Annotated in this window: 15 protein-coding genes; 6 read left to right on the top strand and 9 right to left on the bottom strand. The window is 73.2% G+C overall.

All coding sequences use genetic code 11. The features are described from left to right. Positions 1-76: 76 nt before the first annotated feature. Positions 77-2,104: an exo-alpha-sialidase gene (locus ACZ4VK_RS09360; protein ID WP_468350161.1), complete on the top strand. Its 2,028-nt coding sequence runs from the start codon at positions 77-79 to the stop codon at positions 2,102-2,104. 77 nt (positions 2,105-2,181) lie between these two features. On the opposite strand, the gene ACZ4VK_RS09355 is transcribed toward ACZ4VK_RS09360, so the two are convergent. From ACZ4VK_RS09355 to ACZ4VK_RS09325, 7 genes are all read right to left on the bottom strand, one after another. Next, positions 2,182-3,090 carry a LysR family transcriptional regulator gene (locus ACZ4VK_RS09355; protein ID WP_468350159.1) on the bottom strand — a complete coding sequence of 303 codons (909 nt, stop codon included), beginning with the start codon at positions 3,088-3,090 and terminating at the stop codon, positions 2,182-2,184. 31 nt (positions 3,091-3,121) lie between these two features. Then, positions 3,122-4,321 (bottom strand): glycine C-acetyltransferase, encoded by a 1,200-nt coding sequence (locus tag ACZ4VK_RS09350; protein ID WP_468350157.1) that lies wholly within the window; start codon positions 4,319-4,321, stop codon positions 3,122-3,124. A 3-nt stretch (positions 4,322-4,324) separates the two neighbouring features. Next, entirely contained in the window at positions 4,325-5,359 is a 1,035-nt protein-coding gene (tdh, locus tag ACZ4VK_RS09345; RefSeq protein ID WP_468350155.1) for an L-threonine 3-dehydrogenase, read from the bottom strand. Positions 5,360-5,570: 211 nt separating this feature from the next. Then, positions 5,571-7,136 (bottom strand): phytoene desaturase family protein, encoded by a 1,566-nt coding sequence (locus tag ACZ4VK_RS09340; protein ID WP_468350154.1) that lies wholly within the window; start codon positions 7,134-7,136, stop codon positions 5,571-5,573. A gap of 209 nt (positions 7,137-7,345) precedes the next feature. Then, positions 7,346-9,556, bottom strand: a complete 2,211-nt coding sequence (locus tag ACZ4VK_RS09335; protein WP_468350153.1) for a serine/threonine-protein kinase — start codon at positions 9,554-9,556, stop codon at positions 7,346-7,348. Then, positions 9,538-10,452 carry an oxygenase MpaB family protein gene (locus ACZ4VK_RS09330; protein ID WP_468350152.1) on the bottom strand — a complete coding sequence of 305 codons (915 nt, stop codon included), beginning with the start codon at positions 10,450-10,452 and terminating at the stop codon, positions 9,538-9,540. Before ACZ4VK_RS09330 ends, ACZ4VK_RS09335 begins: the two co-directional genes overlap by 19 nt. 103 nt (positions 10,453-10,555) lie before the next feature. Beyond that, entirely contained in the window at positions 10,556-11,968 is a 1,413-nt protein-coding gene (locus ACZ4VK_RS09325; RefSeq protein WP_468350150.1) for an NAD(P)-binding domain-containing protein, read from the bottom strand. Between the two features lie 147 nt (positions 11,969-12,115). Between ACZ4VK_RS09325 and ACZ4VK_RS09320 the strand changes: the two genes are divergently transcribed. Both ACZ4VK_RS09320 and ACZ4VK_RS09315 read left to right on the top strand, forming a co-directional pair. Beyond that, complete coding sequence (locus ACZ4VK_RS09320) at positions 12,116-12,478, top strand: ArsR/SmtB family transcription factor (protein WP_468350148.1); 363 nt, start codon at positions 12,116-12,118, stop codon at positions 12,476-12,478. A 17-nt stretch (positions 12,479-12,495) separates the two neighbouring features. After that, positions 12,496-12,975, top strand: a complete 480-nt coding sequence (locus tag ACZ4VK_RS09315) for a GNAT family N-acetyltransferase (protein WP_468350810.1) — start codon at positions 12,496-12,498, stop codon at positions 12,973-12,975. A 30-nt stretch (positions 12,976-13,005) separates the two neighbouring features. Here the strand turns inward: ACZ4VK_RS09315 and arsB are convergent, their stop codons facing one another. Both arsB and ACZ4VK_RS09305 read right to left on the bottom strand, forming a co-directional pair. Next, a complete protein-coding gene (gene arsB / locus ACZ4VK_RS09310) occupies positions 13,006-14,088 on the bottom strand; it encodes an ACR3 family arsenite efflux transporter (protein ID WP_468350146.1) in 1,083 nt (360 codons plus the stop codon). Then, positions 14,085-14,393, bottom strand: coding sequence for an ArsR/SmtB family transcription factor (locus tag ACZ4VK_RS09305; RefSeq protein WP_468350144.1), 309 nt, complete (start codon positions 14,391-14,393; stop codon positions 14,085-14,087). Before ACZ4VK_RS09305 ends, arsB begins: the two co-directional genes overlap by 4 nt. Positions 14,394-14,464: 71 nt before the next feature. Here ACZ4VK_RS09305 and ACZ4VK_RS09300 point away from each other — a divergent pair, with 71 nt between their 5' ends. The 3 genes from ACZ4VK_RS09300 to ACZ4VK_RS09290 all read left to right on the top strand — a co-directional run bounded on the left by ACZ4VK_RS09300 (position 14,465) and on the right by ACZ4VK_RS09290 (position 17,246). After that, entirely contained in the window at positions 14,465-14,878 is a 414-nt protein-coding gene (locus ACZ4VK_RS09300) for an arsenate reductase ArsC (RefSeq protein WP_468350142.1), read from the top strand. Between the two features lie 128 nt (positions 14,879-15,006). Beyond that, a complete protein-coding gene (locus ACZ4VK_RS09295; RefSeq protein ID WP_468350140.1) occupies positions 15,007-16,353 on the top strand; it encodes a nicotinate phosphoribosyltransferase in 1,347 nt (448 codons plus the stop codon). Continuing rightward, positions 16,350-17,246, top strand: coding sequence for a potassium channel family protein (locus tag ACZ4VK_RS09290; protein ID WP_468350138.1), 897 nt, complete (start codon positions 16,350-16,352; stop codon positions 17,244-17,246). Before ACZ4VK_RS09295 ends, ACZ4VK_RS09290 begins: the two co-directional genes overlap by 4 nt. Positions 17,247-17,258 lie beyond the last annotated feature (12 nt).

Here is a 17,258-nt window from a genome sequence, read left to right as displayed (position 1 = left end):
ACGAACGGCACGACCGCTTCGAGGCCCAGCCGCGCCACCGTCCTTCCCCGTCGCCTTCTCCACGAGGTGTCCCTTCATGCTGCCCCTGTCCGAGCGCCGTCCACCGGACGCGCGCCGCTTCGCACTGTCCGCATGGCTGTGCGCGCTCTCCCTCGCCGTCCTGGCCGCGGTCGTCCTCGCGGTCACGCCGCCGTCGCGCGCGTCCGCGTCGGCGACCGCCTCGACGTCCTCGACGTCCTCGACGGCGTCGCTCACCACCCAGGTCTCCAACACGCCGTTCAAGGCGCGGGAGAACTACTACTGCACGCGCATCCCCGCCCTCGTCACCAGCACGAAGGGGGTCCTCCTCGCCTTCGCCGAGGGCCGCACCCGGCTGACCACGACCGGCTGCCACGACGTCGGCGACAACGATCTCGTACTCAAGAGGTCCCTCGACGGAGGTGCGACCTGGCAGCCCCTCCAGGTCGTCGTCGGCGGCTCCGACCAGCTCGCGCACGGCAACCCCGCGCCGGTCGTCGACGCCGTCACCGGGCGGATCACCCTGCTGTACTCCAGCAGCGACTGGAACCGTGACGCGGCCGCCCCCAAGCGCAGCGGCTTCCCCCGCACCGTTCACGCCGTCCACAGCATGGACGGCGGCGTGACCTGGTCCCCGAGCGTGCCGCAGCCGCAGCTCAAGGCCACCGGCTGGGGCTGGGTCTCCACCGGCCCGGGGCACGGCATCCAGCTCAGCCGCGGACCGCACCACGGCCGACTGATCGTCCCTGGCGACCACACGGCCGGCGGCGACACGACCGCCGGTGGCCAGCTGTACCTCAGCGACGACGGCGGCCTCACCTGGAAGCTCGGCGCCGGCTCGGAGGCACCCAAGTCGGGTGCCTACCCGGGCGAGTTGACGGTCGCCCAGACCGTCGACGGTGACGTCTACGTCAACGCCCGCAACTCCGAGCCCACCCGCTGCCTGACCAACGAGCACCGGCTGAAGACCGTCAGCACCGACGGCGGCGGCTCCTTCGCGGCCCCGTTCACCCCGGTGAGCAACCTGGACACCTCCCCGGTGTTCGGGTCACTGCTGCGGCTGCACGCCGGGGACCAGGACGAGAAGCCCGACCGGCTGCTGTACTCGGGTGCCTCCCGGCTGGGCCCCAGCCCGCTGGAGGACCGGCGCGAACTGGCCATCCGCTCCTCGTACGACGAGGGGAAGACCTGGGAGACCGTCGGCACCCTGGTCTCGGCCGCCCGCACCGGGTACTCCGATCTGACGGTCCTGGCGAACGGCTCCATCGGCGTCCTGTACGAGACGGCCGGGAACATCCCGCACGGCAACGTCGTCTTCACGGCCTTCACCGAGCAGGACATGGACGCCGCCACGACCGAGCTGCGCCGCCCGCGCACGGCCGACACCCGCGAACGGCCTTCCGGCGAGGCCGGCAACCACGCCGTCATCCACGGCGGGGCCCGGCTCGGAACGCGTCTCGACGGCATGGCCATGGAGTTCGACGGCCAGGACGACTACCTGCGCCTCGTCTGCTCGCCGTCCCTGCGGGTCGACGACAGGGACTTCACCGTCACGGCCTGGTTCCGGCACTCGGCCACCACCGGCACGTTGCCGATCGTGTGGGCGTACGGGATGCCGGGCACCGACCCCTTGAAGAAGGGCCGGCACTTCTCGGTCCGGGCCGAACCCGGCGCGGGCGACGTCCTGCGCGCCACCGTCGGCACGGACATCGGCTCCACCGAGGTGACGCTCCCGTCCTCGTACAACGACGGGGCGTGGCACCACGTCGTGTTCATCCGCCAGGGCCTCACCCTCAGCCTCGCGGTGGACGGGGCCGCTCCGGCCACCGCGACCATGCCGGCGGGAGCCTCGGCGGCGGAACGGAACCTCACCCCCGGCGCCGAGTTCAACATCCACATCGGTGCCCGGCCGGACTTCCCGAACCAGCCGGCCGGGGTCGCGCAGCTCTTCCGCGGCACCCTGGACGACGTACGACTCTTCGGGACGGCGCTGACCGAGACCGAAGCGGCCGCGGTGAAGTCCGGTTCCCTCGCCGTGGCGACCGACAAGGAGAAGCTCCGCCTCGGCTTCACCACCATCTGGTAGACGGAGCGACCCCCTCGGCCGACGGACGCACCGCCCGTCGGCCGGGGGCCGGGGGTGCGGCCGTCGGCGTGCTGCTCTCAGGCGCCGGTTTCCGACGCCGTGCGCAGGGCGGTCAGTACGGGGCTGATCAGGGGGTGCTCCTCCGCCCCGCGCCTGACGGCGGCGAAGACCCTGCGCGTCGGGGCGACGCCGTCGATCGGGCGGACCTCCACGCCCGAGAGCTCCATGCCGCGCAGGGCCGAACGCGGCACGAGCGCCACGCCCGCGGCCGCCGCCGCGAGGGCGACGACGGCGCGGAAGTCGTCGGACGAGTGCTCGAGACGCAACGCGAACCCCGCGTACTCACAGGCGAGGACGGTCACGTCATGGCAGGGGTTGCCGGTGGACTGGCCGATCCAGGTGTCCTTGGCGAGGTCGGCGAGCGCGACCCGTTCCTGGTGCGCGAGCGGGTGGCCCGGCGGCAGGACCGCGTCGAAGGGCTCCGCGTACAGCGGGACACGGGTGAGGCGGGCGTCGTCCTCGCCGGGAGCGCCCCGGTACTCGACCGCGACGGCCACGTCGACCTGCCGGTCGAGGACCATGAGCAGGCTCTCGTCTCCCTCGGCGTCCCGCACCCGGACCCGGATGCCGGGCGCGGTGCGGGCCAGGGCCCTGAGGGCGGGGGCCACCACGAGCCCGATGCCGGTGGCGAAGGCGGCGACCGTGACCGTACCGGCCTCGCCGGAGCTGTAGGCGGCGAGTTCGGACTCGGCGCGCTCCAACTGGGCGAGGACGGCGTTGGCGTGGTTGAGCAGGATCTCGCCGGCCGGGGTGAGACGGGCGCCGCGGGCGTTGCGGTCCACCAGCCGGTGGCCGGTCTCCTGCTCCAGGGCGGCGAGCTGCTGGGAGACGGCGGAGGGAGTGAGATAGAGCGCGGCGGCCGCCGCCGTGACCGTGCGGTGGTCGGCCACCGCACGGAGGATGTGCAACCGCCGCGCTTCGATCATGTCCCTAGTCTCGCAGGACCGGACCCCCGCCTCAGCCGCGCAGGGCGGCGCGGGCCTCGACGAAGGCGTCGACGGCCCGGTTCACGTCGTCCGTGGAGTGGGCGGCGGAGAGCTGCACGCGGATCCGTGCCTGGCCCTGCGGGACGACCGGGTACGAGAAGCCGATCACGTACACGCCGCGCTCCAGGAGCAGCTCGGCCATGCGGCCCGCCTCGGACGCGTCGCCGATCATGACGGGGGCGATGGCGTGGTCGCCGGGGAGGATGTCGAAGCCCTCCGCCGTCATACGGGTGCGGAACAGCTCCGTGTTGGCGCGCAGCCGCTCGCGGAGGTCGCCGGCGGACTCCAGGAGGTCGAGGACCTTGAGGGAGGCGGCGGCGATCACCGGGGCGAGGGTGTTCGAGAAGAGGTACGGGCGGGAGCGCTGACGCAGCAGGGCGACGATCTCGGCGCGGGCGGCGACGTAGCCGCCGGAGGCGCCGCCGAGGGCCTTGCCGAGGGTGCCGGTGATGATGTCGACGCGGTCCATGACGCCGTGCAGCTCGGGGGTGCCGCGGCCGCCGGGGCCGACGAAGCCGACGGCGTGCGAGTCGTCGACCATGACCATGGCGTCGTACTGCTCGGCAAGGTCGCAGATCTCGTCGAGCGGGGCGACGTAACCGTCCATGGAGAACACGCCGTCGGTGACGATCAGCTTGCGCCGGGCGCCGCCCTCCGTGGCCTCCTTGAGCTGCTGCTCCAGGTCGGCCATGTCGCGGTTGGCGTAGCGGAAGCGGCGGGCCTTGGAGAGGCGGATGCCGTCGATGATCGAGGCGTGGTTGAGGGCGTCGGAGATGACGGCGTCCTCGGGGCCGAGGACCGTCTCGAAGACTCCGCCGTTGGCGTCGAAGCAGGAGGAGTAGAGGATCGTGTCCTCCTGGCCGAGGAAGGAGGAGAGGCGCGCCTCCAGCTCCTTGTGCACCTCCTGCGTGCCGCAGATGAAGCGGACGGACGCCATGCCGTAGCCCCAGCGGTCGAGCGCCTCGTGGGCGGCGGCGATCACCTCGGGGTGGTCGGCGAGGCCCAGGTAGTTGTTGGCGCAGAAGTTGAGCACCTCGCCGGGACGGCCTCCCGCGGTGACGGCGACGGTGGCCGACTGGGGGGTGCCGATGACCCGCTCGGGCTTGTGGAGCCCGGCCTGCCGGATCTCGTCGAGGGTGGCGCGGATGTCGTCGCGTACAGAATCGAACATGGGTCAGGCTCCCGCAGTCCAGTCGAGGATGATCTTGCCGCTCTTGCCGGAGGCCGCGTCGTCGAAGGCGGCCTCGAAGTCGGTGTACGCGTAACGCCCGGTGATGACGGGGGCGAGGTCGAGGCCGCCCTCGAGGAGCACCGACATCGCGTACCAGGTCTCGAACATCTCGCGGCCGTAGATGCCCTTGACGGTGATCATGGAGGTGACGATCTTCGCCCAGTCGACGGCGAAGTCCTCGCTGGGCAGGCCCAGCATGGCGATCCTGCCGCCGTTGGTCATGTTGGCGACCATGTCCCGCATCGCGTGCGCGTTGCCGGACATCTCCAGGCCGACGTCGAAGCCCTCCTTGAGCCCGAGGGTGCGCTGGCCGTCGGCGATGGTCTGCTCGGCGACGTTGAGGGCGAGGGTGACGCCGGCCTTCCGCGCGAGGGCGAGGCGCTCCTCGCTGACGTCGGTGATCATGACGTTGCGGGCGCCGGCGTGCTTGGCGACCGCGGCGGCCATGATGCCGATCGGGCCCGCGCCGGTGACGAGGACGTCCTCGCCGACGAGCGGGAAGGAGAGCGCCGTGTGCACGGCGTTGCCGAAGGGGTCGAAGATCGCGGCGACGTCGAGGTCCACGGCGACGCGGTGCACCCACACGTTGGAGGCGGGCAGCGCCACGTACTCGGCGAAGGCTCCGTCCCGGCCGACGCCGAGGCCGACGGTGGCGCGGCAGAGGTGACGGCGCCCGGCCAGACAGTTGCGGCACTTGCCGCAGACGAGGTGGCCCTCGCCGCTGACCAGGTCGCCGACGGCGATGTCGGCGACGTCACGGCCGACGGAGACGACCTCGCCGACGAACTCGTGGCCGATCGTCAGCGGCGTGGCGATCGTCTTCCGCGCCCAGCCGTCCCAGGAGCGGATGTGCAGGTCGGTCCCGCAGATACCGGTCCGCTTGACCTTGATCAGTACGTCTCCGGGGCCGGTCTCCGGCTCGGGCACGTCCGTGAGCCAGAGTCCCGGCTCCGCCTTCAGCTTGACCAGCGCCTTCAATGCAACGGCTCCCGACGTGCGTGTCCTGTGATGTGGGGGTGCGGGCACGGCTGCGCGCCCAAGATCCCTGGAGGAGAATCTTCCGTACGGAGCGCTCGCGGTCCATCGAGGATTTCTTAAGCGCGCTCGCAGGTCAGCTTCACACCACGGGCGGGGGCGGGGCGCGGTCGACACGGCCGAACGGAGCGGCCTCGTCCGAAGGCGCCTGTGGTCACCGGCCGAGGGCCGCCATAGCCGCGTTGTGGCCCGGGATGCCGCTCACTCCCCCGCCCCGGATCGCGCCCGCCCCGCACAGCAGCACGTTGGCGTGCCGGGTCTCGACGCCCCAGCGGCCGCCGTCCTCCGCGTACGGGAAGGAGAGGTCGCGGTGGAAGATGTGGCCGCCGGGCAGGCGCAGTTCGCGTTCGAGGTCGAGCGGGGTCTTCGCCTCGACGCAGGGGCGGCCGTCCGCGTCGAGGGCGAGGCAGTCCCTGATCGGCTCGTCCAGGTGGGCGTCGAGCTGGTCGAGGGTCGCCGCGAGGAGCGCGGCCCTGGTGCCCTCGTTGTCCTCGGCGAACAGCCGGGCGGGGGTGTGGAGCCCGAAGAGGGTGAGCGTCTGGTGGCCCGTGGCGGCGAGTTCGCGGCCCAGGATCGTCGGGTCGGTGAGGGAGTGGCAGTAGATCTCGGAGGGCGGTGCGGAGGGGAGCCGGCCGGCGGCGGCCTCGGCGTGGGCGGTGGCGAGCTGCTCGTACCCCTCGGCGATGTGGAAGGTGCCGGCGAAGGCCTCGTGCGGGTCGACGGAGCGGTCGCGGAGCTTCGGCAGCCGGGTGAGCAGCATGTTCACCTTGAGCTGGGCGCCTTCGGGGGAGGGCGGGGGCGTCTCGCCGAGGAGGGCGGCGAGGGCGTGGGGCGAGGCGTTGACGAGGACGTGGCCCGCCTCGACGGTGCCCTCGGCGTCGGCGGTGCGGTAGGTGAGCGTGGCGCGCTGCCCGTCGGTCTCGATCCGGGTGACCTCGTGGCCGGTGAGGATGTGGGCGCCGGCGGCGCGGGCCGCCGCGGCGAGGGCGTCGGTGAGCGCGCCCATGCCGCCGACGGGCACGTCCCAGTCGCCGGTGCCGCCGCCGATGACGTGGTAGAGGAAGCAGCGGTTCTGGAGGAGCGTCGGATCGTGGGCGTCGGCGAAGGTGCCGATGAGGGCGTCGGTGAGCACGACACCGCGGACGAGGTCGTCGGTGAAGGTCCGCTCGACGGTGACGCCGAGGGGCTCCTCGAAGAGCATCCGCCAGGTGTCGGCGTCGTCCACGCGGGCGCGGAGCTCGGCGCGGGTCGGAAGGGGCTCGGTGAGGGTGGGGAAGATGAGGCGGGCGGCCCGGCCGGTGCGGGCGTAGAAGGCCTGCCAGGCGTCGTACTCGCGGTCGGAGCCGGTGAGCGCGGCGAAGGAGGCGCGGGTGCGGTCGGGGCCGCCGCCGACGAGGAGGCCCCCGTCGCCCTTCGGGGTGTACGAGGAGACGGACCGTTTCCGCACGGCGAAGCGCAGGCCGAGCTCGCGCACGATCTTCTCGGGGAGCAGCGAGACCAGGTACGAGTACCGGGAGAGCCGCGCGTCGACCCCGGCGAAGGGCCGGGTGGACACGGCGGCGCCACCGGTGGCGCCGAGCCGCTCGAGAACGAGAACGGAACGTCCGGCACGGGCCAGATAGGCGGCGGCGACCAGACCGTTGTGACCGCCTCCGACGACGACGGCGTCGTAGGAACGGGCGGGGACCGGGGCGCCGGGCAGCGGGGCGGGGAGGGTCATGGCTCATGCTCACATGGGGGCGACGGCGGAGGAAGAGGGCCGAGGGAGGGCCGCAGGCCCGGGGGTCGCTGCGGGCCCGGGGGTCGCTGCCGGCCCCGGGCGGACTGCCGTCAAGACACGGCCGAAGGCCGGCAGCCGACTGCGGGGCCCGGTCAGTGGGTCGACCGGATGACCGCGCGTCAGGGGCGGTCGCCCCGTGCCGGTGCGTCTCAGTGCGACGGCGGGTTGGCCGCTCTCAACAGGAGGGCCGCTGCTTCCGCGTGGCGGCCCAGGCGCTCCAGGCAGTGGGCCTCGTCGTCCAGGGCCGCGAGGGTGTCCGGGTGGGCGGGGCCCAGGAGCCGGGTGCGGGCCGCGGCGGTCGCGCGGTGCGCTTCGAGGGCCTCTGCCCAGCGGCCGAGCCGTCCGAGGGCGACGGCGGTCTCGCGGCCGCTGAGGAGGGTGTCCGGGTGGTCCGGACCGAGGACCCGCTCCCGGTCGGCGTGGACGCTCTCGGACTCGGCGAGCGCCTCCTGCCAGCGGCCGAGCCGGCCGAGGTTGACGGCGAGGGCATGGCGGGCGCGCAGGGTCTCGGGGCCGTCGGCACCCTGGGCGCGGGTGCGGGCGGCGACGAGGTCGCGGCAGACCTCCAGGGCGTCCGCGGCCTGGCCGAGCCGGCCGAGACAGACCCCGGTCTCGTAGCGGGCGGCGAGGGTGTCGGGGTGGTCGGGGCCGAGCGCGGCGGCGCGTGCCTCGGCGACCGCGCGGTACTGGGCGAGCGACTCCTCTCCCCGGCCGAGGCGCCCGAGGGTGAACGCCACCTCGTGCCGGGTCACGAGGGTGTCGGGGTGGTCCTCGCCGAGCAGCCGGGCCCGTGCCTCGGCGACCTCCCGCGCCGTACGGTACGACTCCTCCAGGCGGCCGAGGCGGCCGAGGGTGAACGCCAGGTTGTGCCGGCAGCGCAGGGTGTCGGGGTGGTCGGGGCCGACGGTGCGCTCGCGTGCCGCGAGGACGCCGACGTACACCTCGTACGCCTCGGGGTGCCGTCCGAGGCGCCCCAGCGCGTACGCCCGCTCCTGCCGGGCCGCCAGGGTGTCGGGGTGGTCCTCGCCGAGGACGCGGGCGCGGGTGGCGGCGACCCGCTCGAAGACGCGGAGGGCGTCGGCGGGGCGGTCGAGCCGGGCGAGGGCGAAGCCGACCTCGTAGTGGCTGGCCAGGGTGTCGGGGTGGTCCTCGCCGAGGGCCGCGGCGCGGTGCTCGGCGACGGACCGGTGCACGGACTCCGCCTCGCCCCAGCGGCCGAGGCGGCCGAGGCCCATCCCGGCCCGGTACCGGCCGGCGAGCACGGCGACGAGCTCCGCCGAGGGAGCGGCGGGCGCGGACGCGGGGGCGGAGGGGTCCGGGGCGGGGCCCGCGGTCGTCCACTCGGTGGTGAGCACGGCGGCGGCGGGGTCGTGGGCGACGGGCCGCGGCGCCGGGCCGGCGTCGGCCGGCCGGTGCCCGCCGGTGATGCCCAGGAGCCACGCGGGCGCGGGGGGCGCGACGGCCGGTGGCGCGGGCACGGGAACCGGGGCGGTCACGGCGAGGGACGGCCCCACACGCCCCGAGACGATCCGGCGGCGCAGGTCGCCCGCGTCGGCCGGCCGCTCCTCGGGCACCTTGGCGAGCAGGTCGAGGACGATCCGGTCGAAGTAGTCGGGCAGCTCGGCGCGGTGCGCGCGCGGCGGGCGCGGCGCCGTGTCCCGGTGTCCGATGAGGATCGCCCAGGAGTCGCCGAGGTCGAACGGCGGGGCGCCGGTGGCCAGTTCGTACAGCACGCACCCCAGCGAGTAGAGGTCGCTGCGGTGGTCGATCTCGCCGCCGCCGATCTGCTCCGGGGACATGTAGTGGGGGGTGCCCATGGCGATGCCGGTGCCGGTGAGGCGGGAGGTGAAGCCCATGTCGGCGCCGAGGCGCGCTATTCCGAAGTCGCAGATCTTCACCGTCCCGTCCCGCAGCCTCATGATGTTGGCGGGTTTCAGGTCGCGGTGCACGATCCCGTGGCCGTGGGTGTACGCGAGGGCGTCGGCGACCTGGTCGGCGATCTCGACGACGTCCTGGACGGGCAGCGGGTGCTGGGCGTTGGCCGCGAGGAGCTGGCTGAGGTTGCGGCCCTCCAGGAGCTCCATGACGAGGAAGAGCACGCCGTCGTACTCGCCGAAGTCGTGCACGACGGTGATGCCCCGGTGCTGGAGCGCGGCGGCGACCCGGGCCTCGCGCCGGAACCGCTCGCGGATGATCGTGAGGACCTGCGGGTCCTGCTGCGGTCCGAGCGGCTTGAGGCACTTCACGGCGACCCCGCGCCCGAGCGCCTCGTCGGTGGCGCGCCACACCTCGCCCATACCGCCGCGGCCGATGACCTCGTGCAGGCGGTACCGGCCCTGGATCAGTCTTGGTTCCCCCATCGTGTGCTGCCGCCCCCGTCGATCTCCCGCGCCTTCCCCGGCTTCTCCAGTATGGCCGCCGGTTCGGACAGTGGGTACGGGGTGGGGTACGCGTAAGGGTCGGGTCGCGTCTCCGGGCCGAGCCGGTCCATCGCGCGGAGGATGTGCCGGGGCGGGAGCCTCCACCGCAGGTGGGCGGGGACGCAGCGGAGGAGGTTGGCGGTGGCGACGAGCCGGTGGGTGACGGTCTCCGGCGGTGGGGCGGGGCGGCCGTAGAGCGCGTGGGCGTAGGGGGGCAGAGTGTCGTACGCCAGCGCCGTGACGCGCCGCCAGATCGCTTCGCGCGCCGGTACGAGGGCGGGTTTCACCGGCGGTCTGCGGAGGAAGTCCTCGACGGTGCGGGCGTCCGGTCCCGCGGCGAGCCGGGGGCGTACGGCGTCGAAGTAGGCGGCGAGTTCGGCGGTGGTTCCCGGGACGGCGGCCGGGTCGAGCCCGACGAGGCGGGCGGAGGTGCGGTGCTCGTCGACGTAGCGGTCGGCCAGGGCGTCGGTGAGCGGGAGGCCGGAGCGCCGTGCGACCGAGAGGTACGAGTCGGTCTCGGCGCAGTGCACCCAGAGGAGCAGCTCGGGGTCGTCCACGCCGAGCAGCCGGTGGATCCGGCGGACGCGGGCACCGGCCGCCTCGGCTGCCCCGGCCGTCCCGTAGCTCAGGGTCCCGACGAAGTTCGCGGTCCGCATGAGCCGGCCCCAGGGGCCCTCACGGAAACCGCTGTTGATCATGACGCCGCGCACGGCGACGGGGTGCAGCGCCTGGAGCCAGAGGGCGCGGACGCCCGCGAGCCACATGACCGGGTCGCTGTGCAGCTGCCAGGTCACGGAACGGGGACCGAAGAGCCCGGGGTCGGCGTCCTGCGTCATGGCGCTCAGGCTACGCCCGAACGCGCCGGAGGGGACCGGGGGCGGAGCGTTCAACTCGCCCCCGGTTCACGGCTGTCGGGATCGGGTTCCGGTCCTCGCGGGGTCAGCAGCCGCCGGTCGCGGCGGGCGCGCCGACGCCGATCGTGAGGGTGGCGGGGGCCGCGCAGCAGCCGCCACCGGAGCCGTTGGTCGCGGCGCCGGTCCCCGCGTCCGTCCCCGCGTCCGTCCCCGTGTCGTCGCCGGGCTCGTCGAAGAGGCCCGCGCCGCCGCAGACCCCGGTCTCGGGGAGTACGAGCTCGACGCGTTCCGCCGACTCGCGGTCGCCCGCGAGGGCGGCGACGACGGAGCGGACCTGCTCGTAGCCGGTGAGCGCCAGGAAGGACGGCGCACGGCCGTAGGCCTTCATGCCGACCAGATACACGTCCTGCTCGGGGTGGGACAGTTCCTTGACGCCGTGGGGGTAGACGGTGCCGCAGGAGTGCTGGTTCGGGTCGATGAGCGGCGCCAGCACGACCGGGGCCTGGAGCCGCTCGTCGAGGCCAAGGCGGAGTTCGTCGAGGAACGTCAGGTCGGGGCGGAAGCCGGTCAGGACGATGACCTCGTCGACCGGGTCGAGCCGGCGCCCGTCCTCGGAGACCAGGACGAGGCGCTCGCCGTCGCGCTCGATCGCGTCCGTACGGAATCCGGTGACGGCGTCCGCGTACCCCTCGTCGACCGCGGCCCTCGCGGCGAGCCCGAGCGCGCCGCGGGCGGGCAGCTGGTCGGCGGCACCGCCGCCGAACGTGGAGCCGGAGACGCCACGGCGCAGGATCCAGAAGGCGTGCGTGCCGGCCCCGTCCTCGGCCGTGGCGACGCCGGCGAGCGAGGTGAGCGCGGTGAAGGCGGAGGCCCCTGAGCCGATGACGGCGGTGCGCCGGCCCGCGTAACGGGCCCGCACGGCGGGGTCCTTGAGGTCGGGGACGCGGTACGAGATCCGGTCGGCCGCCGCGCGTTCGCCGAGGGCGGGCAGGCCGTCGCCGCCGGCCGGGCCGGGCGTCGCCCACGTACCGGAGGCGTCGATGACGGCGCGGGCGAGGACCCGCTCCTCACGCCCGTCGCCGTACCGGATGTGAACGGTGAAGGGCTGCTGCTCACGGTCGGCGTCGACGATCCGGTCGCGGCCGGCACGGGAGACGCCGGTGACCCGCGCGCCGAGGCGGACCCGGTCGCCGAGGACGTCCGCGAGCGGCTGGAGGTAGTCGGCCGCCCACTCCCCTCCGGTCGGGTAGGTGCCCGCGGCGGGCCTCACCCAGCCGGTCGGTGCGAGCAGCTTCTCGGCGACCGGGTCGGTGACCTCGGCCCAGGCGGAGAAGAGCCGCACGTGGGACCACTCCCGGACGGCCGCGGCGACGACGGGGCCGGCTTCCAGGACCAGCGGCTCAAGGCCGCGGTCGACGAGGTGTGCGGCGGCGGCCAGGCCGGTGGGACCGGCCCCGACGACCACGACGGGCAGCTGGTCGGCGGTGGTGACGTTCACGGGGATCCCCTTTTGATTCGACGTTCGTCGATCTCTTGAGCCCTCAGCCTCGCATCTGATTAGACGCGCGTCAACATAGACATTCATCTAAGTTGAGAAAACAGAGAGCCACTTGGGGGCTGGTTCGACATGTGTCAACATAGATGGATGTCGAACGTGAAGGCGCTGCCGCTCCTGGAGCCCGTCGTCGAGCCCTGCTGTCCGCCGCTGAACGAGCGACCCCTGACGGCGGAGGAGGCCGAACGGACCGCCCTCATGTTCAAGGCTCTGGGCGATCCGGTCCGGCTGCGGCTCTTCTCCGCCGTCGCCTCGCACGAGGGCGGAGAGGCGTGCGTCTGCGACATCTCCGACGTCGGCGTCTCCCAGCCGACCGTCTCCCACCACCTGAAGAAGCTCAAGGAGGCCGGACTGCTCTCCTCCGAGCGGCGCGGCACCTGGGTCTACTACCGCGTCGAGCCCGCCGTGCTGGCCGCCATGGGAACCCTCCTCACCAAGGCGGCCACCGCGTGACGGCGTCCGCCCTGGTGATGCCGCTCACCGACGCCCACGCCGACGAAGTGATCGCGATCTACCAGGCCGGGATCGACGAGGGCAACGCCACCTTCGAGACCACCGCTCCCACCTGGGCGGAATTCGACGCGGTCAAGCTGCCCGAGCACCGCTTCGCGGCCGTCGACGAGACCGGCCGGGTACTCGGCTGGGTCGCCGCGACCAGGGTCTCCGACCGGTGCGCGTACGTCGGCGTGGTCGAGCACTCGGTGTACGTCCACCCCGACGCACGCGGGCGGGGCGTCGCCTCCGTCCTCCTGAAGGCACTGGTCGATTCGACCGAGGCGGCCGGGATCTGGACCATCCAGTCCGGCATCTTCCCGGAGAACACCGCCAGTCTCGCCGTCCACGCGCGCGCGGGGTTCCGGGTCATCGGCACGCGTGAGCGCATCGGCCGCCACCACGGCCGCTGGCGGGACACCGTCCTCGTCGAACGCCGCAGCCCGCTCGTCGGTTGACGGAACGGGTACCGCGCGGGCGCCGCCCGCCTACCGCTCGGCCGGCGCGAACCTCCGGCGCCAGGCCAGCGACACGTACACGAGCGCGACCAGGACGGGGACCTCGATGAGGGGGCCGACGACGCCGGAGAGGGCCTGGCCGCTGGTGACGCCGAAGGTGGCGATGGCGACGGCGATGGCCAGCTCGAAGTTGTTGCCGGCGGCCGTGAAGGCGAGGGTGGCGGTCCGGTCGTAGTTCAGGCCGATGGCCTTGCCGAGGGCGAAGGTGCCGAACCACATCACCGCGAAGTACACGAGGAGCGGCAGCGCGATCCGCGCGACGTCAAGCGGCTGAGAGGTGATCGTCTTTCCCTGCAGCGCGAAGAGGATGACGATCGTGAACAGCAGTCCGTACAGCGCCCACGGGCCGATCTTCGGCAGGAACGTCGTCTCGTACGTCTCCCGGCCCAGCTTCTTCTCGCCGATGCGGCGGGTCAGGAAGCCGGCGAGCAGCGGGACGCCGAGGAAGATGACGACGTTGAGCGCGATCTTCCCCATCGAGATGTCGAGCGTCTCGCCGTCGCCGAGGCCCAGCCAGCCGGGCAGGAGGTCGAGGTAGAACCAGCCGAGCAGGCCGAAGGCGATGACCTGGAAGACCGAGTTCAGCGCCACCAGGACGGCCGCGGCCTCGCGGTCGCCGCAGGCGAGGTCGTTCCAGATGATGACCATGGCGATGCAGCGGGCGAGGCCGACGATGATCAGGCCGGTGCGGTACTCGGGCAGGTCGGGCAGGAAGATCCAGGCGAGGGCGAACATGAGCGCCGGGCCGAGGATCCAGTTGACGACGAGCGAGGAGACCATCAGCCTGCGGTCGCCGGTGACGGCTTCCAGCCTGTCGTACCGGACCTTGGCCAGGACCGGGTACATCATGATCAGCAGGCCGACGGCGATCGGGAGCGAGATGCCGCCGATCTCGACCTTGGCGAGCGCGTCGTTCAGCCCGGGGATCAGCCTACCGAGCCCCAGCCCGAGGCCCATGGCCAGGAGGATCCAGACGGCGAGGAAGCGATCGAGCGTCGACAGCTTCGCGACGACCGAGGGCTCCTCGGTCGTCGCGGGAGCGGTGGGGGTCACGGACAGGCCCTCTTGTTCTCGGCGGCGGTACGGGCGGTGGCGGCCAGGACGGCGAACTGACCGGCGAGCTGCTCGATGACGTCCGGCTTCAGCCGGTAGTAGGTGAAGCGGCCGCAGGGTTCGGTCTCCACGACCCCGGCCTCGCGCAGCAGGCGCAGGTGGTTGGAGAGGTTGGTCTGCCGGGCGCCGGTCTCCTCCACCAGGTGGGTGGTGCACAGCGTCTCGTGGGCGAGCAGGGTCACGATCCGGAGCCTGAGGGGGTCCGCGAGAACCCGCATCAGGTCAGCGTCGACTGACGTCATCATGGACTGATACTGTCACATCACGTGACGCTGATACCAGCCAGGGCTGACCTCTTGGCAGCAGAGGAGAACCGATGACCACCGCTCCGCTCGCCACCGTGCTCTTCGTCTGCGTCCACAACGCGGGCCGCTCCCAGATGGCGGCCGGCTTCCTGGACCACCTGGCCGGTGACCGCGTCGAGGTCCGCTCCGCCGGCTCGGCCCCGGGCGACCGGGTCAACCCGGCAGCCGTCGAGGCGATGGCCGAGGCCGGGGTCGACATCTCCGCCCGGAAGCCGAAGGTGCTGACCACCGAGGCGGTCCAGGCCTCGGACTACGTCATCACCATGGGCTGCGGCGACGCCTGCCCCGTCTTCCCCGGCAAGAAGTACCTGGACTGGGCCCTGGAGGACCCGGCCGGTCAGGGCGTCGAGGCCGTCCGCCCCATCCGCGACGAGATCAGGACCCTCGTCGAGGGACTCATCGCCGAGATCGACGCCGGGCGCTAGAGGGCCCTTGCGACAGGCCCGGCCCGCGACGCCTGGCCTGATCGCAGGACACCCTCAGCCGGACGCGGTACACACCGCACCCCCACGGCCCCCGTGCGGGGCACCCGTCGGGCGTGCATGCTCGAAGCATGTCCGAGGTGACCAGCACCGATCTGTACGAGGTCACGACGGCGCTCTCGTACCTGCGGGAGGACATGCGGGCCCCCGCCACCTTCAGCCTCTTCGTCCGCGATCTCCCGCCGGGGCGTGGGTTCCTCGTCGCCGCCGGGCTTGAACCGGCCCTCGACTACCTCTCCCGCTTCCGGGTGGGCCGCTCCGACCTCCAGGCGTTCGCCGAGGCCCTCCGGCGGCCCGTCGAGGATCTCGAACCCCTGCACGGCCTGTCCTTCGACGGGCAGGTCAGGGCCGTCCCCGAGGGGCGTCTCGTCCTCGCGGGCGAACCGCTCCTCGAGGTCACCGCCCCCCTGCCGCAGGCCCAGCTGGTGGAGACGTACCTGTTGTCCCTCGTCTGCCATCAGACGGTGATCGCCTCGAAGGCGGCCCGGTGCGTGCTCGCCGCCGGCGGACGACCCCTCGTCGACTTCTCGCTACGGCGGAGCCACGGCCCCGAGGCCGGCCTGCGGACGGCCCGGCTGTGCGCCCTGGTCGGCTTCGCGGGCACCAGCAACGTCGCCGCCGCGAACCGGTACGGGATTCCGGCCGCCGGCACGATGACCCACGCGTACGTCGAGGCCTTCCCCTCCGAGGAGCAGGCGTTCCGTGCCTTCGCCCGCACCCACCCGGGTCCGGTCACCCTCCTCGTCGACACCTACGACACCGATCACGGCGTCACCGTCGCCGCGCGCGTCCTCAGGGACCTGGGGCTCGGGCAGGGGTGCGCGATCCGGCTCGACAGCGGCGACCTGGGCGCGCTGGCCCGCCGGGCCCGTACGGCCCTCGACGCGGCGGGCCTCGCGGACGTGCGGATCATCGCGAGCGGAGGCCTCGACGAGTACGGCATCGACCGGCTCGTACGGGAGGGCGCGCCGATCGACGCGTACGCCGTGGGAACGAAGGTGTGCACGTCCGCCGACGCCCCGTATCTGGACGCGGCGTACAAGCTCGTCGAGTACGACGGGCGGCCCGTCATGAAGCTCTCCCCCGCGAAGGCGACGGCGCCCGGCCCGAAACAGGTCTTCCGCCGTCCCGGCCTGCGGGACGTCGTCGGCCTGGCGAACGAGGAACCGCCCGAGGGAACGGAACCGCTGCTGCGGACCGTGATGCGCGGAGGGCTGCGGGTGGAGCCGCCCGACACCCTGGCCGCGGCCCGCGCCCGCTTCGAGGCCGACCTCGCCGCGCTGCCGGAGGAGGCGCGGCGCGTCGAGAGCCCGGTGGCGCCCGTACCCGGCGCGTCGACCCGGCTGACGGTCCTGACCACCGTCGTCCGCCACCGGATCGAGGCGCGGACGGGCGCCGGACGGACGGTGCGGGGATGACCTGGCTCCCGGTGCTCGCGGGAGCCTTCCTGGTGCTGGTCATCCTGCGGGACGTCTTCCACACGCTCTGGCATCCGACCCGGCACGGCGGGCTGAGCGGTCTGGTGATGCGGAGCGTGTGGCGGCTCTCGAGCCACCGCGGGAGGCGGTGGCGTCCGGCCGGGCTCGCGGGCCCGGTCGGCATGATCACGGTCGTCGGCGTCTGGGCGCTGACCGTGGCCGTCGGATGGGCCCTCGTCTACTGGCCGCACATGCCGGACGACTTCACGTACGCCACGGAGCTCACCCCCGCCGAGCACGCGGGTCCGATCGACGCGCTGTACGTCTCGCTCGTCACCCTGGCCACGCTCGGTCTCGGAGACATCGCACCGACCTCGGGGCCGCTGCGGGTGCTCGCCCCCCTGGAGGCCCTGGTGGGCTTCGTGCTCCTGTCGGCCACCGTGGCCTGGATCCTCGGCGTGTATCCGGCCCTCGCCCGCCGCAGGGCACTCGCCCTGCGCCTCTCCCACGTACGCCGCAGCCGGGCCACCGCGGGGGCGCTCGACTCCGCCGGCGGGGCGGCGCTGCTCGACGGACTCGCCTCCGCCCTCTCCACGATCACGGTCGACTTCCTGCAGTACGCGGAGTCGTACTACTTCTTCGACGGGGACGAGAACACGTCCCTGCCCGGGCAGCTCGGTCACACCGCGGGTCTCGCGGACCAGGCCGCGGAGGCACGCCATCCGGACGTCCGGCTCTCCGCCTCGGTGCTGCGCATGGCGCTCCGGGACCTCGCCACCGTGCTCGACGAGCGGTTCCTCCACACGGGAGGACCCCCTCAGGTCGTCTTCACGGCCTACGCCCACGACCACGGACGCTCTCCGGCCGTGGCGGCTGAGGCCGAAACGGATTGACGTGATCAGGCC

Source organism: Streptomyces sp. NPDC028711 (assembly GCF_055565415.1).
Note: the sequence above shows the minus strand (reverse complement) of the source record. Positions and strands in the feature narration are given on the sequence as shown.